At 55.5% G+C, this 23,691-nt stretch carries 19 protein-coding genes; 4 read left to right on the plus strand and 15 right to left on the minus strand.

Going from position 1 to position 23,691, the window contains the following annotated elements; translation table 11 throughout:
• Nucleotides 1-4: 4 nt before the first annotated feature.
• From wzyE to trxA, 11 genes are all read right to left on the minus strand, one after another.
• The gene (gene wzyE / locus L383_RS06260) at nt 5-1,357 is read right to left on the minus strand and encodes an ECA oligosaccharide polymerase (RefSeq protein WP_023331580.1); all 1,353 of its coding nucleotides are present in this window, start codon (nt 1,355-1,357) and stop codon (nt 5-7) included.
• Entirely contained in the window at nt 1,354-2,433 is a 1,080-nt protein-coding gene (locus L383_RS06255; RefSeq protein ID WP_023331581.1) for a TDP-N-acetylfucosamine:lipid II N-acetylfucosaminyltransferase, read from the minus strand. Before L383_RS06255 ends, wzyE begins: the two co-directional genes overlap by 4 nt.
• A complete protein-coding gene (gene wzxE / locus L383_RS06250; protein ID WP_014885663.1) occupies nt 2,430-3,680 on the minus strand; it encodes a lipid III flippase WzxE in 1,251 nt (416 codons plus the stop codon). The genes L383_RS06255 and wzxE overlap by 4 nt, the downstream gene beginning before the upstream one ends.
• A 1-nt stretch (nt 3,681) precedes the next feature.
• Nucleotides 3,682-4,812 (minus strand): dTDP-4-amino-4,6-dideoxygalactose transaminase, encoded by a 1,131-nt coding sequence (rffA, locus tag L383_RS06245; protein WP_014885664.1) that lies wholly within the window; start codon nt 4,810-4,812, stop codon nt 3,682-3,684.
• A 4-nt stretch (nt 4,813-4,816) separates the two neighbouring features.
• Complete coding sequence (gene rffC / locus L383_RS06240) at nt 4,817-5,494, minus strand: dTDP-4-amino-4,6-dideoxy-D-galactose acyltransferase (protein ID WP_023331582.1); 678 nt, start codon at nt 5,492-5,494, stop codon at nt 4,817-4,819.
• Nucleotides 5,491-6,753, minus strand: coding sequence for a UDP-N-acetyl-D-mannosamine dehydrogenase (gene wecC / locus L383_RS06235; RefSeq protein ID WP_014885666.1), 1,263 nt, complete (start codon nt 6,751-6,753; stop codon nt 5,491-5,493). The genes rffC and wecC overlap by 4 nt, the downstream gene beginning before the upstream one ends.
• The gene (gene wecB / locus L383_RS06230) at nt 6,750-7,880 is read right to left on the minus strand and encodes a non-hydrolyzing UDP-N-acetylglucosamine 2-epimerase (RefSeq protein WP_014885667.1); all 1,131 of its coding nucleotides are present in this window, start codon (nt 7,878-7,880) and stop codon (nt 6,750-6,752) included. Before wecB ends, wecC begins: the two co-directional genes overlap by 4 nt.
• Before the next feature lie 56 nt (nt 7,881-7,936).
• Nucleotides 7,937-8,983, minus strand: coding sequence for an ECA polysaccharide chain length modulation protein (gene wzzE / locus L383_RS06225; RefSeq protein WP_014885668.1), 1,047 nt, complete (start codon nt 8,981-8,983; stop codon nt 7,937-7,939).
• Between the two features lie 13 nt (nt 8,984-8,996).
• Nucleotides 8,997-10,100 (minus strand): UDP-N-acetylglucosamine--undecaprenyl-phosphate N-acetylglucosaminephosphotransferase, encoded by a 1,104-nt coding sequence (gene wecA / locus L383_RS06220; RefSeq protein WP_014885669.1) that lies wholly within the window; start codon nt 10,098-10,100, stop codon nt 8,997-8,999.
• Nucleotides 10,101-10,341: 241 nt separating this feature from the next.
• Nucleotides 10,342-11,601, minus strand: a complete 1,260-nt coding sequence (gene rho, locus L383_RS06215) for a transcription termination factor Rho (protein ID WP_008501566.1) — start codon at nt 11,599-11,601, stop codon at nt 10,342-10,344.
• A gap of 344 nt (nt 11,602-11,945) precedes the next feature.
• The gene (trxA, locus tag L383_RS06210) at nt 11,946-12,275 is read right to left on the minus strand and encodes a thioredoxin TrxA (protein WP_006179218.1); all 330 of its coding nucleotides are present in this window, start codon (nt 12,273-12,275) and stop codon (nt 11,946-11,948) included.
• A gap of 144 nt (nt 12,276-12,419) precedes the next feature.
• Between trxA and rhlB the strand changes: the two genes are divergently transcribed.
• Together rhlB and gppA are read left to right on the plus strand one after the other, a co-directional pair.
• Nucleotides 12,420-13,685, plus strand: a complete 1,266-nt coding sequence (gene rhlB / locus L383_RS06205) for an ATP-dependent RNA helicase RhlB (RefSeq protein ID WP_014885670.1) — start codon at nt 12,420-12,422, stop codon at nt 13,683-13,685.
• A gap of 6 nt (nt 13,686-13,691) precedes the next feature.
• The gene (gene gppA / locus L383_RS06200) at nt 13,692-15,176 is read left to right on the plus strand and encodes a guanosine-5'-triphosphate,3'-diphosphate diphosphatase (protein WP_023331584.1); all 1,485 of its coding nucleotides are present in this window, start codon (nt 13,692-13,694) and stop codon (nt 15,174-15,176) included.
• 56 nt (nt 15,177-15,232) lie between these two features.
• Here the strand turns inward: gppA and rep are convergent, their stop codons facing one another.
• Entirely contained in the window at nt 15,233-17,257 is a 2,025-nt protein-coding gene (gene rep, locus L383_RS06195; RefSeq protein WP_008501569.1) for a DNA helicase Rep, read from the minus strand.
• Between the two features lie 85 nt (nt 17,258-17,342).
• Here rep and ppiC point away from each other — a divergent pair, with 85 nt between their 5' ends.
• On the plus strand, nt 17,343-17,624 hold the full coding sequence (gene ppiC, locus L383_RS06190) for a peptidylprolyl isomerase PpiC (protein ID WP_008501570.1): 282 nt from the start codon (nt 17,343-17,345) through the stop codon (nt 17,622-17,624).
• Nucleotides 17,625-17,709: 85 nt separating this feature from the next.
• Here ppiC and ilvC read toward each other — a convergent pair whose 3' ends face one another.
• On the minus strand, nt 17,710-19,185 hold the full coding sequence (ilvC, locus tag L383_RS06185) for a ketol-acid reductoisomerase (protein ID WP_023331585.1): 1,476 nt from the start codon (nt 19,183-19,185) through the stop codon (nt 17,710-17,712).
• A 152-nt stretch (nt 19,186-19,337) separates the two neighbouring features.
• On the opposite strand from ilvC, the gene ilvY reads away from it, so the two are divergent.
• Nucleotides 19,338-20,228: an HTH-type transcriptional activator IlvY gene (gene ilvY / locus L383_RS06180; protein ID WP_014885674.1), complete on the plus strand. Its 891-nt coding sequence runs from the start codon at nt 19,338-19,340 to the stop codon at nt 20,226-20,228.
• 18 nt (nt 20,229-20,246) lie between these two features.
• On the opposite strand, the gene ilvA is transcribed toward ilvY, so the two are convergent.
• Both ilvA and ilvD read right to left on the minus strand, forming a co-directional pair.
• Complete coding sequence (gene ilvA / locus L383_RS06175; protein WP_014885675.1) at nt 20,247-21,791, minus strand: threonine ammonia-lyase, biosynthetic; 1,545 nt, start codon at nt 21,789-21,791, stop codon at nt 20,247-20,249.
• A gap of 2 nt (nt 21,792-21,793) precedes the next feature.
• Nucleotides 21,794-23,644: a dihydroxy-acid dehydratase gene (gene ilvD / locus L383_RS06170; RefSeq protein WP_014885676.1), complete on the minus strand. Its 1,851-nt coding sequence runs from the start codon at nt 23,642-23,644 to the stop codon at nt 21,794-21,796.
• Nucleotides 23,645-23,691 lie beyond the last annotated feature (47 nt).

Below are 23,691 nucleotides of genomic sequence, written 5' to 3' on the forward strand. Positions count from 1 at the left end.
TTTCTTAAACTTGCGACAGCGTTGTGCTGCCCTGTTGCCCGCGCTTGTGCACAAGCCCTGCACTGTCAAACAGCCAGTACAGCAATTTGGCCAGTAACAGGCTGATGCCGAAAACGACCATGAAGAACACCACGCGCGAAACGAATGAATCCAGGCCTTCGCGCGCCAGTACGATCATATTGAAAATGGCACCAAAGCAGAAACTGTGCAAAATGGCCGCTTTGTAGCGGTTCGTCTCTTCAATACCGCGCAGGTAAAGCCAGTCGAACCATTTAATAATCAGCCCTACGACAACCGCACCAGGCAGGATAAACCAGCCGCCGCCCATCACCACCAGGGAGCCGATCAGCGTTGGCGAGATCGCCAGACCCGAATGATTGTTCAACACTTCCCAGGTAAAATAGTTCGCGGTATTGAGCACCACGCCAGGGCGGTCCGGCCATAGCCAGCTCGGGATAAAGACATAGAAGTCGCGAACAATCGGCGCAAGCCCCTGGAAATCAATCTTGTCGTAGTTTTGCAGCAGCAAGGCCAGGTTTTCCCACGGCGAGAAGGTATCGCGCGTCAGGTAGAGGAACGTGTAAAACGCCTCATCGCCCGCCACGTTCATCCCGTAGCGCTTCAGCGCCAGCCAGAACATCCCCACAATGCCAAACACCCCTGCCGCCGCCAGCATCCACAGCGAGATCCAGCCGCGGATGATGCCAATAAACAAGAAGATAGCGAAAGCGATGATGATATTGGCGCGCGTACCGCCCACAATCATGTAGGTCAGGATACCGAACGCGACGGTACTGACCAGGAAGAACAGCCACGCTTTACTGTCCTGGCGCAGGAAGAAAATCACCAGCATCGCCGGGATAAAGAAGTAGAAGAATCGCTTTAACGCCACGCCCGAAACTTCAGCCGAAAAAATCTGGCTGTAGGAGTTGAGCTTAAACAGCAGGAAGCCGTTATGCATAAAGAAGATCCCGACACTGACCAGGGCGATAGCCATCAATATCACCCATGTCAGGTGGGTCTCCACCCGATTCATGGTAAAGAGCGCCCGGCGTGATGCAGTGGCCCTGGCTGAACGCAGCCGCGTTTTGTAGGTGACGTAGTAAACCGCATAGAAACAGGTCGCCGCCAGAAGCGCCTGGAGCAAGATTTCCGGCGGCGCGACGCTCACGTCAAACCGGAAAACCAGAATGCTGGTCAGCGGAAAGCCGAAAAAGAAGGTCAGCAGAAACAGTAACGAGAAGAATACGTTAAAGTTGAAGCGCACCCGGCGGAATTCAAACCAGGTGAGGGTGGCGATAAACAGCGTGCTCAGAAGCCAGACAACCAGTAAGCCGCTGAATTGCAACTGACTCATGCTTTCTCTCCTGACGCGATACGCAGCGCACGGTGCCACGGCGTGAGATAGTTCGGGCTGAAAAAGTCGATACTGTTTTTATCCACCAGCGTGAGCTGACGTTGTGCTTCCCGAACCACCTCGACATTCAGCGTATCGGAGGTAAACAGCACCGGAATATGCTGTTCAACCATATCCTGCCAGAATGGGTTGTCACGGTTGAGCACGCACGGCACCCCCGCCTGGATCAGCAGACACAACGTACCTATCCCCTGCTGACGCGCGAAGATAAAATAGCCGAGATCGCATTTTCTTAGCAGCGTAAGGTATTCATCAAACGCCAGCTTTTCATTGAGGATTTGAAGATTCTCAGGGCTAAAAAGCGTAAGACCCTGCTGGCGAACCTCGTTGATGTAGGCGTCGTTATTGGCCGGATAACCCATCGGCACGACCACGTTCACCGTGTCGCCAAACTGCTGGTGTACCGCCCGCAGCGCGGCAACATGCTCGTTACTGCGGTCGCCTGAATTTCCCACCAGAATCGTCAGCTTGCCTTCACGAACCGTGTCATTCGCCAGGGTATTTAGCGCCGGATCCATGCGGGTTGGGAAATAGATTAGCTCACCGCGCACGTTCGGATGCTGTTTCGCAAAATAGTTGAGATCGCCACGGGTGGCAAAAACGCAGCCCACCCTGCCCTGTGCCATCCGGCGAAGGGGATAGAAAAGGCGGAATTTCCAGCCGCGTGAGACTTCGTAGAGATCCGCCCCCCAGATATGCCAGCTGCACTGGGAAGGTTTGATTCCCCCGCTGAGCAGGGCCAGCCACAGGCCGGTATTGAACTGCCCGTGGAAAAAGAAACGTTGCTGGCGATTCGCTTTGGCTTTGGCAATGACCGCCTTCGCCAGCGCGGCCTTGTCCGGCCAGAAGCGAAGAGTCAGCGCCGGAAATGCCTCGCTCAGGCCCTTATCCTGACCTGCAACCATAAACTCACGTGCATCAGGGTTACCCGGTGCCAGTTCATCGTTAAAGAACCGCAAAACGGTCTGGTTATGGTGTGGGATATCCGATCCCAGGATGTGAATCAGTGCAGTCATGCGCGTTTACGCCACAATAAAAATACGCCGCAACAGGCAGCGAAATAAACGATATAGGTTGCCATATAGGCCTGAGCCGCCCCCAGCGCACCATGCGAAGGTATCAGCCAGTGTGAAAATGCCGTCAGTAACCCAAACTGGCTTATCTCCGCCAGGATATACAGCCGCAGCGAGGCTTTCGCAATCACCAGGTAGCCGAAAACGTAAGCCCCCACTTTCAGCACATCGCCCACCAGTTGCCAGGCAAACAGATCGCGCATGGCGGTAAACTTCGCTGAGAAAAGCAGCCAGATGGCGACATCGCGCAATAGCCAGACGGTAAAACTGGCCGCCGCCACGGCGGGAAGCACAAAGCGCAGCGAGCGGAAAATCTCACGGGTAATATCCTGCCTGGACGTCAGACGCGATAAGGTTGGCAGCAAATAAACGCTAAAGGAAGCCGTAATAAACTGTAGGTAGGCGTCGGAAATACTGCTTACGCCCTGCCAGATCCCTACCTCATCCCAGCTATAATGCGCCGCCAGCAGGTTTCGCATCATCACGTAAGCCACCGGCAGCGTGACGGAAGTGATGAGCGCCATCAGGGTAAATTTACCCAACTGGCTGGCAAGCACTTTGTCCCATTGCGGTTTGAGGTAGCTCAGAGGGATAACGCCCCGACGCATCAGCATAAACGCGGCAGGAACGACAACCAGCGCCGGAACCAGCGCCAGCCCGAGCAGTGCCCCTTCATAGCCACCCAGGCGGTAGCAGAAGTAATAGGCAATCACGCCGATGACGCTCCCCAGGATTAACGCAAGCGCGTTCCCGGCAGCATCACGAAAGCCTTTCATCAATGCCAGCAGCAGGTTTGCCCAGGCAATACCCATCTGAACCAATGCGACCAGACGCACCAGCCCCTCATACTGGGTGTGCCCAAATAATCCCTGACTGATGGGGGCCGCCGCGAGCAAAAATACGATAGCCAGCAGGGTCGAAAACCCGGTAACCATCGCCGACGCGGTGCCGACGACCCTGCGAAGCTGTGCCGCATCATCATGATACTGAGCAACGTATTTGGTCACACCGTTGAAGATACCAGCCCCGGCCAGCACGCCAAGGACGGTCACCAGCTGGCGGAAGTTCCCCGCCAGCCCGACGCCTGAAGGACCGAATGAGACGGCCAGCAGCTTGACGACCAGCAGTCCGGCGCCAATCTTTACAAGCGTGGACGCGGCGGTCCACACCGATGCTTTTGCCAGAGACATATCAGCCGAAATAACTCAGAAGGGTATTAATCACCGTACGCTGGTTAACTGGCGCGAGGTTGTAGAACAGTGGCAAGCGAAGCAAACGCTCACTTTCTTTTGTAGTGTAACGGTCTTCACCGGCGAACACCCCGAACGCCTCGCCTGCCGGGCTCGAATGTAGCGGAATGTAGTGGAAGACAGCCATAATTTCGGCTTCTTTCAGCCAGGCGATGAGCTGGCTGCGATCGTCGTTATCCCGAAGCTTGATGTAGAACATGTGGGCATTGTGAACGCAATCAGCCGGAATAGTTGGCAGCTCGATACGCCCGGCTTTTGCCAGCGGTTCAAGTGCATCGTAATAGGTTTGCCACAGGGACAGGCGCTGAAGGTTAATCCGCTCCGCCGCTTCCAGCTGTGCCCACAGATATGCCGCCTGCAGATCCGCCATCAGATAGCTTGAGCCGATATCGCGCCAGGTGTATTTATCCACCTGCCCGCGGAAGAACTGGCTGCGGTTGGTGCCTTTTTCACGGATCACTTCCGCACGCTCCACGAGCGCCGGGTCGTTGATCAGCGTCGCGCCACCTTCTCCACCCGCCGTATAGTTTTTCGTTTCGTGGAAGCTAAAGCAGCCAATGTGGCCGATAGTGCCCAGCGCGCGTCCCTTGTAGGTGGACATCACACCCTGAGCGGCATCTTCCACCACAAACAGGTTGTGTTTTTTGGCGATCGCCATGATGGTGTCCATTTCACAGGCTACGCCCGCGTAGTGAACCGGCACGATCGCCCGCGTTTTGTCGGTGATCGCCGCGTCAATCAGCGTCTCATCAATGTTCATGGTATCCGGGCGGATATCCACAAAGACGATTTTTGCTCCGCGCAGGACAAACGCATTTGCTGTGGAGACAAAGGTATAGCTCGGCATGATCACTTCATCGCCGGGCTGGATATCCAGCAGCAGTGCCGCCATTTCCAGCGATGCCGTACAGGACGGGGTCAGCAGCACTTTAGCGCTGCGAAAACGCTGCTCCATCCACTGCTGACAGCGACGGGTGAAACCGCCATCACCGCAAAGTTTGCCGCTGCCCATGGCAGACTGCATATAGTCGAGTTCCGTACCGACGACGGGGGGGGCGTTAAATGGAATCATCTTGTCACCTGTATAACCAGTAGGCGGTGGCGTCGATGTTGGCACCACTCGCAATATAACGTTTAAGCGCGGCAGTGTTGCCCATTTGGGTAGCCACCCGCAGCGTCACACTCTGCTGCTGCTGCGCCCAGTGCAGCGCCGCCTGCATGAGTTTTGCCCCCATACCGCGTCCGGCTAATAAGCCAATACGCGCCTCGCGCTCGTTGAGCTTACGCAGCGAAACGAATCCCTGTATCTGACCGTCCGCGGCACGACACACCAGACAGACGTGGTCAAAGGTGCCTTTGACCGCATTCTCAATCCACTGGGCATAGAAGCGTCCGCTGTCATCAGGTGCATACCAGGGCGCACGAAAGCGGCTCTGAGCAAATGCCTTAGCCGCCATCTGGCGTAATACAGGGATATCCTGTTCCGTTGCAAGTTCCGCCCCGCACGCATCGTGTCGGGTAAGGGCAATAGACAGGTCTGCCTCACCTTCAACCAGCTGAAAACCGTGTTGCTGGAGCACATCAAGCGAATCGGCGCGGTCCGCCGGGATCTTAGCCTGCACGCGCTGCCAGGCGCTGAAGTCAGCTTCCTGCAGAGCAGGCGCATCCTCACGCAAGCGCACTATCGCCGAGGGGAGTGCAAAAAAAGTGCTTTCCCATTCAAGGGATTCAAGCACGCCGTGGAGTTCACTCAACGCCAGACGCCTTTGGTATCAACGACATACTGTTGATGCACGGTATCACCAGACGTCGCTTTAAACTCTTTATGATCCACCAGCAGCACCAGCACATCCGCCGTTGCCAGCGCGTCATCAAGGGTCGTCAACGTGCAGTGCCCCGCCAGTTTAGCCGGCAGTTCATGGATATTCGGCTCAACCACCACCGTGTCGCCCTTGTGCCATCCGGCGATCATCTCGGCAATTTCCATTGCCGGGCTTTCGCGCAAATCGTCAATATTGGGTTTAAACGCCAGGCCAAAGCAGGCAATTTTCAGCTCGCTGGCACGCTTGCCGCTCTCTGCCAGACAATCGGCGACCGTGGCTTTGACCTGGTTGAGCACCCAGTGAGGTTTGCTGTCGTTCACTTCGCGCGCGGTACGGATCAGACGCGCCTGCGCCGGATTCTGCGCCACGATAAACCACGGATCGACGGCGATACAATGTCCACCCACCCCCGGGCCCGGCTGAAGAATGTTCACGCGCGGATGGCGATTCGCCAGGCGAATCAATTCCCAGACGTTAATCCCCTGATCGGCACAGATCAGCGACAGCTCATTCGCAAAGGCGATATTCACGTCACGGAAGCTGTTTTCCGTCAGCTTGCACATTTCAGCGGTGCGGGAGTTGGTCACTACGCATTCGCCTTCGAGGAAAATTTTGTACAGGGCGCTGGCACGTTCCGAGCAGACGGGGGTCATACCGCCAATAACACGATCGTTTTTAATCAGCTCAACCATGACCTGGCCCGGCAGCACTCGCTCCGGACAGTAGGCGATGTTGATATCCGCCTGCTCTCCCGCCTGTTGCGGGAAGCTTAAATCGGGACGCGCGTCGGCCAGCCACTGCGCCATCTGCTCGGTGGCGCCCACTGGCGAGGTCGATTCCAGGATCACCAGCGCCCCTTTCGTCAGCACAGGGGCAATGGATTTCGCTGCCGCCTCGACGTAGACCATATCGGGCTCGTGCTCGCCTTTAAAAGGCGTCGGGACGGCGATCAGGTACGCATCCGCTTCCACTGGCGTCGTGCTGGCACGCAGGAAGCCGCCGTCAACGGCCTCTTTCACCACGCGGTCCAGATCGGGCTCAACAATATGAATTTCGCCGCGGTTAATGGTTTCCACCGCCCGGGCATTGATATCCACACCGACAACCTGTTTCTGACGAGAGGCAAACGCCGCCGCGGTGGGCAGGCCAATGTAGCCAAGACCAATGACAGAGATGGTAGTAAAACTCATAGCGATACCCGATTGTGTTTAAGTGCATGCAAAATACGACCACAAGCCTGGCCATCTCCGTACGGATTATGGGCCCGGCTCATTGTCTGATATGCGTCATCATCATGCAGAAGTCGCGTCACCTCTTCGACGATGAGCTGCGCGTCAGTACCGACCAGACGCACGGTACCCGCTTTAACCGCTTCCGGGCGTTCAGTCGTTTCACGCATCACAAGCACCGGCTTGCCGAGGGACGGTGCTTCCTCCTGAATGCCGCCGGAATCGGTGAGGATTAGCCAGGCATGGTTCATCAGCCAGACAAACGGCAGGTAGTCCTGCGGTTCAATCAGCAGGACGTTTTCAACATGGCCAAGGATGCGGTTGACCGGCTCGCTGACGTTAGGATTGAGGTGGACCGGATAGACAATCTGTACATCGACGTTCTGCGCCGCAATTTCAGCCAGCGCGTGACAGATTTGCTCAAAACCCCGGCCAAAGCTTTCGCGACGATGGCCTGTGACCAGAATGGTTTTTTTGCCGTTATTCAGGAATGGATAGCGGGCTGCGAGCGCTTTCTGCAGATCGCTGTTTGCCAGGACGCGATCGCGTACCCAAATCAACGCATCGATGACCGTATTGCCGGTCACAAAAATTTTGTTGTCGGCGATATTTTCGCGCAGCAGGTTCTGACGCGAGTTCTCGGTAGGGGCAAAATGGTACATTGCCAGATGGCCGGTAAGCGTACGGTTGGCCTCTTCTGGCCACGGCGAATAAAGGTTGCCGGTACGCAGGCCCGCCTCAACATGGCCGACGGGAATACGCTGGTAAAAAGCGGCCAGGCTTGTTGCCATCGTCGTCGTGGTATCGCCATGTACCAGAACAACGTCGGGCTGGAATGACTCCAGGATCGGCTTGAGACCTTGCAGTATGCGGCAGGTTATTTCCGTCAATCCTTGTCCCGGTTTCATAATATTGAGGTCGTAATCCGGGACGATGGAAAAGAGCGTTAAGACCTGGTCGAGCATCTCACGGTGCTGGGCCGTAACGCAGACTTTCGCTTCAATATCAGGGTCGCTGGCCAGCGCATGTACCAGAGGCGCCATCTTAATGGCCTCCGGCCTGGTGCCAAATACGGTAAGTACTTTCACATCGATTCTCTTCGATTAGACGATGAAGGCCCTGGCCTTCATCGTAAACGGCGTTCTTAGTTTGCGCGACGACGCGTTAACGCAACACCAGCACCAGCGAGTGCACCCACAATCCCCCACATGATCATCAGGAATGCACGGCGCGGACTATCGCGTTTTACAGGTTCTTCAGGTGTTCTCAAATAACGATAGGTCTGAAAACGCGGGTCCATCGTGGGACCGACATTAAGCGTGTTCAGCATCGCGCGATTTTGATCGTAGTCGAGGTCAAAATCAGGGCCAACGGCCTGCAGATTTTCCAGACGCGCCTGCAACATTGGGCGACCAAGCAGGAACATTTCAGAGTCAGGCAATTCATCTGCCGGGACATCCGTCTCAGAGCGGGAAATATTGTGCTGCTCCGCAATTTTCAACGCCTGTTCAATGTTATGTATGCGTCGGGCGAAAATGGCATTTGCCACTTCCTCCTGGCGTTTGACCTGCGCCTTCATCTGGATTGTGCGGGCTGCCCATGCGCCTTTCAGCTCTTCATTAAGATGGCTTGCGGCACGCTGGCTGGCAAACGCGACGTACTGACGCAACAGATTGTTGGCGTCCGGCGCGGTTTCTGCAATCAGCTTGACGCTGTCGTTGACGTTACGCAGCGCATCACCCGGCATAAATTGAACATTGTTAATCAGATCGTCCAGCAGCGCGGCATCGGCTTTGGTGTTATCAACCCGACGCTGCTTGTAGTAATCCGTCTGGGACCAGAAATCGCGGCGTGTATCCCACGAGGCCAGTTGCATCACAAACTCTTTATAGGCTTCATCCATAACGGAAGCCTGGTCCGGCGTCGCGAGATTGGCTTTAATATCCAGGTTTCGCAGGAATTGCTGCTGGGAATAGTACCCCCCGAGCATGTTAACCGTTGGTCTGTCTGTGATTGCCGTGGCGCTCCACTCCTGTTTTGCAAAGAATGTGTAGGCCAGCGCTAACAGTGCAAACCCCAGCGCGATCCCCGCAATCCAAAGTTTGCCTGCCCATAACACGCGAAACAAACCCCGAATATCCAGTTCATTCTCAGTTACCACTGATTTCGCTCCCGCCAACGGTTGAGTCATCATAGTCCCGGTTTTACTTAGTTAATGTTGTGTTTTTGCCACTGTTACGACGCATCCTGCGCTTAAGACGTTTAATGAATCGCGCGACTTTCCATGCGCGCTTAATGCAGTAGCCATAGAGAGAAAAAGCAAGCAAGAACAATACCAACATAGCCCACTCAGGCACAAAATGTGTATATTCCGCCGTCACACCAATCCCCGCTAGAATAGCAGCCGCCAGTGTAATTAGCACAAATGCCTGCCGGGAAGTGAATCCGGCTCGCATGATCAAATGATGAATGTGCTGACGGTCAGCAGAGAAAGGGCTCATCCCTTTACGAAGCCGGCGATACATAATGGCGACCATATCCATTAACGGGATGGCAATAATCCACAATGCCGTTACAGGACTAATGGGATGCACGTCACCCTGAGTGGTTTCCAGCAAGATCCAAATGATAGTAAAGCCGATGAACGTGCTACCCGCATCGCCCATGAATACTTTGTAGCGTCGACCCAGTGCGCCAAGATTTAACATGATATATGGCAGGATCGCCGCAATCATGGCAAAACACCACATAGCCAGGCTGTATTGCCCGTCGAACCATAAAATGAAACCTATTGCGGCAAATGAGACGCAGGACAGTCCTCCCAGCAATCCATCAATACCGTCAACCATGTTAAATGCGTTAATCGCAACCCACACAGCAAAAAGCGTCAGGAAATAACCGAATGGGCCGAGCTCCATCTCCCAGAGGCCAAAAATATAGCCCAGGCTACTCAGGTGCAACTTTGCGAATGTCATCATGGTGATGGCTACAGCAGCCTGAACGAAGGCACGGATCTTGACGCTAATGTCATAACGATCGTCAAGAGCGCCGACCACGACGAGAACGGTTGCACATGCCAGGTACAACCGGGCGTGGGGAATGTAATAATCAGCTATTGCAAAAGTGAAGCAGATACCTGCAAAAACAGAAATCCCCCCAACCAGAGGGATCATGCCTTGATGCCGCTTACGGAAGTTAGGTTTATCCACTAATCCCAGGTATTTTGCCACCTTACGAGCCAGAAACAAAAAGCAGGTGGTAAATAAGAAAATACTGGTTAGTTCAGTAAACGTATCAAGTAGGTTCACAATGGATGTTCTCAACAAATGTTAGTCAAGGAAGTATAACCATCAAGGCGCTGAGCCTGAAGTTATAAAGCAAACCTCTTACAATTCCATTTGCTTATTATTCAAGCTATTAATGTTTTTACTGTGCGAATTATCTTATTGTCGCACTGACCGGTCAAAATTGGGAGTAGATGGTACTAGCGTATAATCCATAAAAGAAAAACGCCACGTAAAAACGTGGCGTTTACAGGCTTTATTTACGTTACGAGCGCTTCATCATGTCGAAGAAATCGTCGTTCGTTTTGGTCATCGCCAGTTTGTTAATGAGGAATTCCATTGCGTCGATTTCACCCATTGGATGGATGATTTTGCGCAGGATCCACATTTTCTGCAGCTCTTCCTGGGTAGTGAGCAGCTCTTCTTTACGGGTACCGGAACGGTTGTAGTCGATTGCCGGGAAGACGCGTTTTTCAGCGATCTTACGAGAAAGGTGCAGTTCCATGTTACCTGTACCTTTAAATTCTTCGTAAATCACTTCGTCCATTTTGGAGCCGGTATCGATCAGCGCCGTTGCGATGATGGTCAGGCTACCACCCTCTTCCACGTTACGTGCCGCACCGAAGAAGCGTTTCGGACGGTGCAGGGCGTTGGCGTCCACACCACCGGTCAGTACTTTACCGGAAGCCGGAACCACGGTGTTGTAAGCACGTGCCAGACGGGTAATGGAGTCGAGCAGGATGATCACGTCTTTCTTGTGCTCAACCAGGCGTTTCGCCTTCTCGATAACCATTTCCGCGACCTGAACGTGACGAGAGGCGGGTTCGTCAAAGGTAGAAGCAACCACTTCACCTTTAACCAGACGCTGCATCTCGGTCACTTCTTCCGGACGTTCGTCAATCAGCAGTACCATTAGTACGCAGTCCGGGTGGTTGTAGGCGATGCTCTGCGCGATATTCTGCAGCAGCATCGTTTTACCCGCTTTTGGCGGGGCCACGATCAGACCACGTTGGCCGCGACCAATTGGCGATGCCAAATCCAGAACACGCGCGGTTAAGTCTTCCGTTGAACCATTACCACGCTCCATGCGCAGGCGAGAGTTCGCGTGCAGAGGCGTTAAGTTCTCAAAGAGGATCTTGTTACGTGAGTTTTCTGGCTTGTCAAAGTTAACTTCATTGACTTTCAACAGCGCAAAGTAGCGTTCACCCTCTTTAGGAGGACGAATCTTACCTGAAATGGTGTCACCAGTGCGGAGGTTGAAACGGCGGATTTGGCTGGGGGATACGTAGATGTCGTCAGGGCCGGCGAGGTAGGAGCTGTCTGCAGAGCGGAGGAAACCAAATCCGTCTTGCAATATCTCCAACACACCGTCGCCAAAGATATCTTCGCCACTCTTAGCATGCTGCTTCAGGATGGCGAAAATGATGTCCTGCTTGCGCATACGAGCCTGGTTTTCCAGCCCCATATTTTCGCCGAGAGTGATCAGCTCAGAAACCGGCGTATTCTTTAATTCGGTAAGATTCATAATGGTGTGGGTTCTTAAACTCGGGGTGATTCTCGAACTTAATGTTGTGAATGGTATGGCAGGGTCATCCATGCCTGTTTAGCGGCCATCATCTCATGTCTGTTCGCTGTCTGGTCACAGGGAAAGAACGCAGAACTGAAACGACAAGACGGATTGAGTGACAAGCCCGGAATTTAGCCACTTCACGCACTGTTGATGTCAACAAGGGGAAGTATCGGGTAAAACAAGATTCAAACAACAGATATGTTTAAAACGAAGTCATAGCTAACTTAGCACGACTTAAGCCGGGCGTCCAGAGTTCCACATCATTTAGCCGGGTGCTCTGGACGCGCAGCGGAGAAACCTTACGCCAGGTTAGCGTCCAGGAACTCTTTCAGTTGACCTTTGGACAGCGCGCCCACTTTGGTCGCCGCCACTTCGCCGTTTTTGAACAGCAGCAGGGTCGGGATGCCACGGATACCGTATTTTGGTGCGGTGCCCGGGTTCTGGTCGATGTTCAGTTTGGCAACGGTCAGTTTGCCCTGATATTCGTCAGCGATTTCATCCAGAATCGGAGCGATCATTTTGCAAGGACCACACCATTCAGCCCAGAAATCGACGAGGATCAGCCCGTCAGCCTTAAGTACGTCCGTGTCAAAACTATCGTCAGTCAGGTGAATAATTTTATCGCTCATATATAACTCCACAGGAATAAGCCTGGTACGTTGGTTTTGTCTACACCAACGACGTGTTGATGTCGCATTAACCAACTAAAGGTTGACTTTATTTCACCGGATACGCTTTCGTAAAGCAATAGTAAGCTGATATTCTACCACACTATGAGCAAAACACATTTAACAGAACAGAAGTTTTCCGACTTCGCCCTGCACCCAAAAGTGATTGAAGCCCTTGAAACTAAAGGGTTTCATAACTGCACGCCCATTCAGGCTCTCGCACTGCCGCTGACGCTGGCCGGTCGCGATGTTGCAGGGCAGGCGCAAACCGGTACCGGCAAAACGATGGCGTTTTTAACGTCAACGTTTCATTATTTACTTTCTCACCCAGCGATTGCAGACCGCAAAGTTAACCAGCCGCGCGCGCTCATTATGGCCCCGACGCGAGAACTGGCGGTACAGATCCACGCAGACGCTGAACCCCTGGCACAGGCTACCGGTCTGAAGCTTGGCCTGGCCTATGGCGGTGACGGCTACGATAAGCAGCTGAAAGTGCTGGAAAGCGGCGTGGATATCCTGATTGGTACCACTGGCCGTCTTATCGACTACGCCAAACAGAACCACATCAACCTCGGCGCAATCCAGGTTGTGGTGCTTGATGAAGCCGACCGTATGTACGATCTGGGCTTCATTAAAGATATCCGCTGGCTGTTCCGCCGCATGCCGCCGGCCAATCAGCGTCTGAACATGCTGTTCTCTGCCACCCTCTCTTACCGTGTGCGTGAACTGGCGTTTGAACAGATGAACAACGCCGAATACGTGGAAGTCGAGCCTGAGCAGAAAACAGGTCATCGCATTAAAGAAGAGCTCTTCTATCCTTCTAATGAAGAGAAAATGCGTCTGCTGCAAACGCTGATCGAAGAAGAGTGGCCGGACCGCGCCATTATCTTCGCAAACACCAAACACCGCTGTGAAGACATCTGGGGCCATCTGGCTGCAGACGGTCACCGTGTGGGCCTGCTCACTGGCGACGTTGCACAGAAAAAACGCCTGCGTATCCTCGACGAATTTACCCGTGGCGATCTCGATATTCTGGTCGCAACCGACGTGGCAGCGCGTGGCTTGCACATTCCTGCCGTTACGCACGTCTTTAACTATGATCTGCCGGATGACTGCGAAGACTATGTACACCGTATCGGTCGTACCGGTCGCGCGGGTGCGAGCGGCCACTCAATCAGCCTTGCGTGTGAAGAGTATGCGCTGAATCTTCCAGCCATTGAGACGTACATCGGTCACTCGATTCCGCAGAGCAAATACAATCCGGAAGCGCTGTTAAGCGAACTGCCGCCGCCTAAGCGTCTTACACGCCCACGCTCCGGCAATGGCCCGCGTCGTTCAGGCGCGCCGCGTAATCGTCGTCGTTCAGGTTAAGAAAATATGCTCAGCTCCACCTCGCTTTATGCAGCAATCGATCTCGGTTCGAATAGTTTTCATATGCTGGTTGTGCGCGAGGTGGCAGGGAGCATACAAACGCTGACGCGCATTAAGCGCAAGGTCCGCCTCGCGGCGGGCCTGAGCAGCGATAATGTTCTCTCTCCCGAAGCCATGGAACGTGGCTGGCAGTGTCTGCGGCTCTTTGCAGAGCGTCTGCAGGATATCCCGCATGCCCAAATCACCGTGGTCGCCACCGCGACGCTCCGCCTGGCGGTTAACGCCGTGGATTTTATTGCCAAAGCGCAGGAAATCCTGGGGTGCCCGGTTCAGGTAATCAGCGGCGAAGAAGAAGCTCGCCTGATCTATCAGGGAGTTGCGCATACGACAGGCGGGGACGATCGCCGTCTGGTGGTGGATATCGGCGGTGCCAGTACCGAGCTTGTAACCGGTACCGGCGCGCAGGCGACCTCGCTGTTCAGCCTGTCGATGGGCTGCGTAACCTGGCTTGAGCGTTACTTCGCTGACCGCAATCTGGGTAAAGAGAATTTCGACGAGGCAGAAAATGCCGCGCGCGAAGTGTTACGTCCGGTGATGGACGAACTGCGCTACCACGGCTGGAAAGTGTGTGTCGGTGCGTCAGGTACCGTTCAGGCCCTGCAGGAAATCATGATGGCGCAGGGAATGGACGAGCGCATTACGCTTGCCAAGCTTCAGCAGCTTAAACAGCGCGCTATTCAGTGCGGACGCCTGGAAGAGCTGGAAATTGAAGGCCTGACGCTGGAACGTGCCCTGGTCTTCCCGAGCGGGCTCGCCATTCTGATCGCCATTTTCACCGAGCTGAACATCCAGTGTATGACCCTTGCCGGCGGCGCGCTGCGCGAAGGTCTGGTCTACGGGATGCTGCATCTTTCAGTGGATCAGGACATCCGCAACCGTACTTTGCGCAACGTGCAGCGTCGTTTTCTGGTTGATATCGATCAGGCTGGCCGCGTATCGCAGCTGGCCTCTCGCTTTGCCGATCAGGTCGCTAACGTCTGGGATCTTGACCCTCTGAGCCGCGATTTATTGCTGAGCGCTTGTGCTCTGCATGAAGTGGGGCTGAGCATCGACTTTAAGCAGGCCCCGGCTCATGCAGCCTACCTTGTGCGTAACCTTGACTTACCGGGCTACACGCCCGCACAGAAAAAGCTGCTGGCAACGCTGCTGCTGAACCAGACCAACGCCGTTGATCTCTCCTCTCTTCATCAGCAAAACGCTGTACCGCCGCGCGTGGCCGAGCATCTGTGCCGCCTGCTGCGTCTGGCAATTCTGTTTGCCAGCCGTCGTCGTGATGATTTGCTGCCTGCGATTAATCTGGTGGCCGATGATGAGAAGCTGACGCTGACGCTGCCGGAAAACTGGATTGATCATCACCCGCTCGGCGCAGAGATGATCGAGCAGGAGTGCCAGTGGCAAAGCTATGTGCACTGGGCACTGGAAGTAAAATAAGAGAGTAGAATATGCCGGGTGGCGCTGCGCTTACCCGGCCTGCAAGCCCTTCAAACTCATCCCTTCTCTTTGGCTTTTGCCAGCATGGCGCGAATGTTTGCCACGTTCGCCTGGCCTTTGTGCATCCGCTCTTCAGCGGTAATCACCTTGCGCTCTTGTTCCCAAATCAGGTCGTCCTGCGGCAGTTCCAGCAGAAAACGGCTTGGCTCCGGGCGGACAAGCTCACCATACTGGCGGCGCTCTTTACACAGCGTGAACGTCAGCTCTTTCTGCGCACGGGTGATCCCCACATAGGCCAGACGCCGCTCCTCGTCGACGTTGTCTTCATCAATACTGCTCTGATGGGGCAGCAACCCCTCTTCCATGCCGACCAGATACACATACGGAAACTCCAGCCCTTTTGACGCATGCAGCGTCATCAGCTGAACCTGATCAGCCTCTTCTTCGCTCTCGCCGCGCTCCATCATGTCGCGCAGGGTAAAGCGGGTGACCACCTGGGTCAGGGTCATCGGCTCATCGATTTCCGAGCCTTCCAGCATTTCGGTCATCCAGCTGAAGAGCTGATTAACGTTTTTCATGCGCATCTCAGCCGCTTTCGGGCTGGCGGAGGTTTCGTACAGCCAGGATTCGTAATCAATACCGTGAATCAGATCGCGCACCGCCGCCACCGGCTCGCGCTCTGCAAGACGCTGCACTTCGCCAAGCCAGTGGGTGAATCGCGTTAACGAGTCGTAACCGCGCCCGGTCAGCGTCTGGCTTAGTCCCATATCGAAGCTGGCCGTAAACAGGCTTTTATTGCGGGTCATCGCCCATTCACCCAGCTTTTGCAGCGTCGCCGGACCGATTTCGCGCTTCGGCGTATTCACGATGCGCAGAAACGCGCTGTCGTCATCCGGGTTAGTGAGCACACGCAGATAGGCCAGCAGATCTTTAATTTCAGGCCGTGAGAAGAACGAGGTGCCGCCCGAGATTTTGTACGGTATGCGGTTCTGCATCAGCATCTTTTCAAAGACGCGCGACTGGTGATTACCGCGATAAAGGATCGCGTAATCCTTATATTCGGTTTTGTTGACGAAGTGGTGGGCAATCAGTTCGCCCGTCACGCGCTCCGCTTCATGTTCTTCATTGTTGGCGCTGAGCACTTTCAGCTCCGTGCCGTAGCCCAGCTCGGAGAACAGGCGCTTTTCAAATACGTGCGGGTTATTGGCAATCAGGATGTTTGCCGCCTTCAGGATCCGTCCGGAGGAGCGGTAGTTTTGCTCCAGCTTAATCACCTGCAGCGCGGGGAAGTCTTTACTCAGCAGCACCAGGTTTTGCGGACGCGCGCCGCGCCAGGAGTAGATCGACTGGTCGTCGTCGCCTACCACGGTGAAACGGGCACGCTGGCCCACCAGCAGCTTTACCAGCTCGTACTGGCTGGTGTTGGTGTCCTGATATTCATCCACCAGCAGGTAGCGGATTTTATTCTGCCAGCGCTCGCGCACCTCTTCATTTCGCTGTAAAAGCAGCGTCGGCAGCAGGATCAGGTCGTCGAAGTCCAGCACATTACACGCTTTCATGTGCGCATCGTACAGACCATAACAGTGGGCGAAGATCCGATCCCGTTCCCCTTTGGCGATCGCCGCAGCCTGGGCCGGGGTCATCAGATCGTTTTTCCAGTTAGAGATCGTCGAGATCAGCTGCTGCAACAGCACCTTGTCATCTTCGATCAGCCCTTCAGTGAGCTCTTTGAGTAATGCCACCTGGTCGGTGTCATCGAAAAGCGAAAAGTTGGATTTCATCCCCAGCGCGGCATACTCACGTTTGATGATATCCAGCCCCAGCGTGTGGAACGTGGAGATCATCAGCCCGCGCGCCTCTTTGCGCCCCAGCGTCTGGCCGACACGTTCTTTCATTTCGCGTGCCGCTTTGTTGGTAAAGGTGACCGCCGCAATGTGACGGGCCTGATAACCACAGCCACGGATCAGGTGCGCAATCTTATTGGTGATGACGCGCGTTTTACCGGATCCTGCTCCCGCCAGCACCAGACAGGGTCCGGTGACAAATTCGACGGCTTGTTGTTGTCCGGGGTTTAGACGCATAAATGATCACTCAATGAAAGTCAGGAGGGGAGAATAACAGCGTGGTAGTATAGCGAGCCTAATCCATACCACTCAAGGCACGATCATGGCAAAAACAGCAGCAGCACTGCATATTCTTGTTAAAGAAGAGAAACTGGCTCTGGATCTTCTGGAGCAGATCAAAAACGGCGCCGACTTCGGCAAGCTGGCTAAGAAGCACTCAATTTGTCCGTCAGGCAAACGTGGCGGCGATTTAGGTGAATTCCGTCAGGGCCAGATGGTGCCGGCGTTCGATAAAGTGGTCTTCTCCTGCCCGGTGCTGGAGCCGACGGGTCCGCTGCACACGCAGTTTGGCTACCACGTCATTAAAGTGTTATATCGCAAATAAAAAGCCGGGTGGCGGCTGCGCCTTACCCGGCCTACATTTTACGTGTTTGTAGGTCGGGTAAGCGAAGCGCCACCCGACGAGGTTGTTAACCCGCTACCGCGATACGCTTCATATCGGTCATGTAGCCACGCAGTTTGTGACCCACTTTCTCGATCTGGTGGCTGCGAATCGCTTCATTCACATCGCGCAGCTGCGCGTTGTCTACCGCACCTTCCGCAATCGCTTTGCCCAGATCGCCCGGTTGCAGGGTGGTCATGAACTCTTTCAGTAGCGGTACGCAGGCGTAAGAGAACAGGTAGTTACCGTATTCAGCGGTATCAGAGATAACCACGTTCATTTCGTACAGACGCTTACGGGCGATGGTGTTCGCGATCAGCGGCAGTTCGTGCAGAGATTCGTAGTAGGCAGACTCTTCGATGATGCCTGAATCCACCATGGTTTCGAACGCCAGCTCAACACCCGCCTTCACCATGGCGATCATCAGTACGCCTTTATCGAAGTACTCCTGCTCGCCAATTTTGCCTTCAAACTGTGGTGCCGTTTCGAACGCGGTTTTGCCGGTCTCTTCACGCCAGGTCAGCAGTTTCTTATCGTCGTTCGCCCAGTCCGCCATCATGCCGGAAGAGAATTCGCCGGAGATGATGTCGTCCATATGTTTCTGGAACAGCGGTGCCATGATGGTTTTCAGCTGTTCAGACAGCGCGTAAGCACGCAGTTTTGCCGGGTTGGACAGACGGTCCATCATCAGCGTAATACCGCCCTGCTTCAGCGCTTCGGTGATGGTTTCCCAGCCGAACTGGATCAGTTTTTCCGCGTAGGCCGGGTCGGTGCCTTCTTCCACCAGCTTGTCGAAGCACAGCAGAGAACCGGCCTGCAGCATACCGCACAGAATGGTCTGCTCGCCCATCAGGTCAGATTTCACTTCGGCAACGAAGGACGATTCCAGCACACCCGCACGGTGGCCGCCGGTCGCCGCTGCCCATGCTTTGGCAATCGCCATGCCTTCGCCTTTCGGATCGTTTTCCGGGTGAACCGCGATCAGGGTCGGTACGCCGAAGCCACGTTTGTACTCTTCGCGTACTTCCGTACCCGGGCACTTCGGTGCCACCATCACTACGGTGATGTCTTTGCGGATCTGCTCGCCCACTTCAACGATGTTGAAGCCGTGGGAGTAACCCAGCGCGGCACCGTCTTTCATCAGCGGCTGCACGGAACGCACCACGTCAGAGTGCTGTTTGTCCGGGGTCAGGTTAACCACCAGATCCGCCTGCGGGATCAGCTCTTCGTAGCTCCCCACTTTGAAGCCGTTTTCGGTCGCTTTGCGCCAGGAAGCACGCTTTTCAGCAATCGCTTCTTTACGCAGGGCATAAGAGATATCCAGACCGGAGTCACGCATGTTCAGGCCCTGGTTCAGACCCTGTGCGCCACAGCCGACGATGACCACTTTTTTACCCTGAAGGTAGCTCGCGCCATCGGCAAATTCATCGCGCGCCATGAAGCGGCATTTGCCCAGCTGCGCCAGCTGCTGGCGCAAGTTCAGTGTATTAAAGTAGTTAGCCATGGGTGATACCTCGTGATGTTGTGTGTCTTATTGTTCGGTTCGCGTTTCAGCGAGAATAGAACCACATTACAACAGGAAATTTATTGCGGAAATTGATATATTCACAACGTCATATTGCAATTTTTGCAATATAAAAAGAGGGAGTGGAATCGGTGGATTTACGCGATCTGAAAATGTTTCTGCATCTGGCGGAAAGCCGTCACTTTGGCCGCAGCGCACGGGCGATGCACGTCAGCCCCTCCACGCTCTCGCGCCAGATACAGCGCCTTGAGGAAGACCTCGGCCAGCCGCTGTTTGTGCGCGATAACCGCACCGTCACGCTCACGGAAGCGGGTGAAGAACTGCGCCTTTTTGCCCAGCAGACGTTGCTGCAGTATCAGCAGCTACGGCACGCCATTGACCAGCAGGGACCGTCGCTGTCCGGCGAACTGCATATTTTCTGCTCCGTCACTGCCGCCTACAGCCATCTGCCGCCCATTCTTGATCGCTTCCGCGCGGCACATCCATCGGTTGAAATTAAGCTGACCACGGGCGACGCCGCCGACGCGATGGAAAAAGTGGTGACGGGCGAAGCAGATCTCGCCATTGCAGGGAAACCCGAAACGCTCCCGGGTGCGGTAGCGTTTTCAATGCTCGAAAATCTGGCGGTGGTACTGATTGCCCCGGCGCTGCCCTGCCCGGTGCGAAACCAGGTATCGGTAGAAAAACCGGACTGGTCCACGGTGCCGTTTATCATGGCCGACCAGGGGCCAGTGCGCCGTCGCATTGAGCTGTGGTTCCGCCGACAAAAAATCAGTAACCCGTTGATTTACGCCACGGTCAGCGGTCATGAGGCGATGGTGTCGATGGTGGCGCTCGGCTGCGGCGTGGCGCTATTGCCGGAAGTGGTGCTGGAAAATAGCCCGGAACCGGTGCGCAATCGCGTGATGATTCTGGATCGCAGCGATGAGAAAACGCCGTTTGAGCTTGGCGTGTGCGCACAAAAAAAGCGGCTGCATGAGCCGCTTATTGATGCGTTCTGGAAGATATTGCCCAACCATTGAAGTCGGGTTGCGCTCCGCTTATCCTGCCAGGAAGAAACGGAAGGCGGGGTTGTGGGTTTCGTCGTGACACTCATAGCCCAGTTCGTTCAGCCGTGTTTCAAAATCCGGCTCGTGCTCACCCAGTTCAAACGCCGCCAGCACGCGGCCGTAGTCGGTGCCGTGGCTGCGGTAATGGAACAGGGAGATGTTCCAGTGCGTGCCCAGCGTGTGCAGGAATTTGAGCAACGCGCCCGGTGATTCCGGGAATTCGAAGCTGAACAGGCGTTCCCTGAGCGGCTTCGAGGGACGCCCGCCGACCATATAGCGCACGTGCAGCTTCGCCATTTCGTCGTCTGAAAGGTCCACCACGCTGTAACCACCGTCATGCAGGAGGTTAAGGATCTCTTTACGCTCCTCGACGCCACGGCTCAGACGCACGCCGACGAAAATGCAGGCATCTTTGGCATCGGCGAAACGGTAGTTGAACTCCGTCACCGAACGACCGCCCAGCAGCTGGCAGAACTTCAGGAAGCTCCCCTTCTCTTCCGGAATAGTCACCGCCAGCAATGCTTCACGCTGTTCACCCAGCTCGCAGCGCTCGGACACGTAGCGCAGGCCGTGGAAGTTCACGTTGGCGCCGGAAAGCACATGCGCCAGGCGCTCGCCGCGGATGTTGTGCTGCGCGATGTATTTTTTCATCCCCGCCAGGGCCAGCGCGCCGGACGGCTCCGCGACCGCACGCACATCCTCAAACAGATCTTTCATTGCCGCGCAGATAGCATCGCTATCAACCGTGACGATATCGTCGAGGTATTCCTGGCAGAGACGGAAGGTTTCATCGCCAATGCGTTTTACCGCCACGCCCTCAGCAAACAGACCAACGCGCGGCAGATCCACCGGATGCCCGGCATCCAGCGCCGCTTTCAGGCAGGCAGAGTCCTCCGCTTCAACAGCGATGACTTTGATCTGCGGCATCAGCTGTTTGATCAGCACGGCCACACCCGCCGCTAACCCGCCGCCGCCCACCGGAACGAAGACGCGGTCGAGATGGGCATCCTGCTGCAGCAGTTCAAGCGCCAGCGTGCCTTGTCCGGCAATGACCATCGGGTGATCGAACGGCGGCACCCAGGTGAAGCCCTGCTGCTGCGCCAGCTCAATGGCTTTGGCTTTAGCTTCGTCAAAATTGGCGCCGTGGAGCAGCACTTCCCCGCCGAAACCGCGTACCGCGTCGACTTTGATGTCAGCGGTAGCAACCGGCATCACGATTAGCGCTTTCAACCCCAGACGAGCAGACGAGAACGCCACGCCCTGCGCATGGTTGCCCGCCGAGGCGGTAATGACGCCGCGCGCTTTTTGCTCGTCGGTCAGTCCGGCCATCATCGCGTAGGCGCCGCGCAGCTTGAAGCTGTGCACCGGCTGGCGGTCTTCGCGCTTCACCAGGATCACGTTATCGAGGCGCGAAGAGAGTTTTTCCATTTTCTGAAGCGGCGTGACCTGCACGGCTTCATAGACCGGTGCGCGTAGCACCGCTCTCAGATATTCCGCCCCCTCGGGGGCGGCGGATAAGGGTTGTGACTCGGCCATCATTAGCCCCCAAGTTTCGATTTATCGCGCACCGCGCCTTTATCTGCACTGGTGGCAAGGCTCGCGTATGCGCGCAGGGCGAAGGAGACTTCACGCTGACGATCTTTCGGCGTCCAGGCTTTATCGCCGCGCGCTTCTTGTGCCTCACGACGGGCCGCAATTTCCTGGTCGCTCAGCTTCAGTTGAATGCCGCGATTCGGGATATCGATTTCGATCAGGTCACCGTCTTCAATGATGGCGATGTTGCCGCCGCTTGCCGCTTCCGGTGAAACGTGGCCGATGGAGAGCCCGGACGTACCGCCGGAGAAACGGCCGTCGGTGATCAGCGCACAGGCTTTGCCGAGACCCATGGATTTCAGGAAGGTGGTTGGGTAGAGCATTTCCTGCATGCCCGGCCCGCCTTTCGGCCCTTCATAGCGAATAACAACCACGTCGCCTTCTACCACTTTGCCACCGAGGATGGCGTCCACCGCTTCATCCTGGCTTTCGTACACTTTCGCCGGGCCGGTGAATTTAAGGATGCTGTCGTCCACGCCTGCCGTTTTCACGATGCAGCCGTTTTCCGCGAAGTTACCGTACAGCACGGCCAGACCGCCGTCCTTGCTGTAGGCGTGCTCCAGCGAACGGATGCAGCCTTCGGCGCGATCGTCATCCAGGGAATCCCAGCGGCAATCCTGCGAGAACGCCTGCGTGGTACGGATCCCGGCGGGACCGGCGCGGAACATCGTTTTCACCGCGTCGTCTTTGGTCAGCATCACGTCGTATTGGTCCAGCGACTCCGGCAGCGTCAGGCCGAGCACGTTTTTCACGTCGCGGTTCAGCAGCCCGGCGCGATCCAGCTCGCCCAGGATACCGATTACACCACCGGCACGGTGAACATCTTCCATATGGTATTTCTGGGTGCTTGGCGCAACTTTACACAGCTGCGGCACTTTACGGGACAGCTTGTCGATATCACTCATGGTGAAGTCGATTTCGGCTTCCTGCGCGGCGGCCAGCAGGTGCAGAACGGTATTGGTGGAACCGCCCATGGCGATATCCAGCGTCATCGCATTTTCAAACGCCGCTTTGCTGGCGATGTTACGCGGCAGTGCACTGGCATCATCCTGTTCGTAGTAGCGTTTGGTGAGCTCAACGATGCGTTTACCGGCGTTGAGGAACAGCTGTTTACGATCGGCGTGTGTCGCCAGCAGCGAGCCGTTACCCGGCTGCGACAGGCCCAGCGCTTCGGTCAGACAGTTCATGGAGTTGGCGGTGAACATCCCGGAACAGGAGCCGCAGGTCGGACACGCGGAGCGTTCAACCTGGTCGCTCTGCTCGTCAGACACTTTCGGATCCGCGCCCTGGATCATCGCATCGACCAGGTCGAGCTTGATGATTTTGTCGGACAGCTTGGTTTTACCGGCTTCCATTGGGCCGCCGGAGACGAAGATCACCGGAATGTTCAGGCGCAGGGAGGCCATCAGCATCCCCGGGGTGATTTTATCGCAGTTGGAGATACAGACCATTGCATCGGCGCAGTGGGCGTTGACCATGTACTCAACCGAGTCGGCGATCAGCTCACGCGACGGCAGTGAATAGAGCATGCCCCCGTGACCCATTGCGATACCGTCATCCACCGCGATGGTGTTGAACTCTTTCGCCACACCGCCGGAAGCTTCGATTTGCTCGGCAACCAGTTTACCGAGGTCGCGCAGATGCACATGGCCTGGCACAAACTGGGTGAAGGAGTTCACCACGGCGATAATTGGCTTGCCGAAATCGGCGTCGGTCATCCCGGTGGCGCGCCACAGTGCGCGGGCACCCGCCATGTTACGGCCGTGGGTGGTGGTGGCTGAACGATACTTAGGCATGCTTTATTTACTCCCGTCTGACTATTCAATGGGACGGTGCGTGCCGT

It is taken from the genome of Enterobacter sp. MGH 37 (genome assembly GCF_000534515.1).
In the GTDB taxonomy this organism is placed as follows: domain Bacteria; phylum Pseudomonadota; class Gammaproteobacteria; order Enterobacterales; family Enterobacteriaceae; genus Enterobacter; species Enterobacter kobei.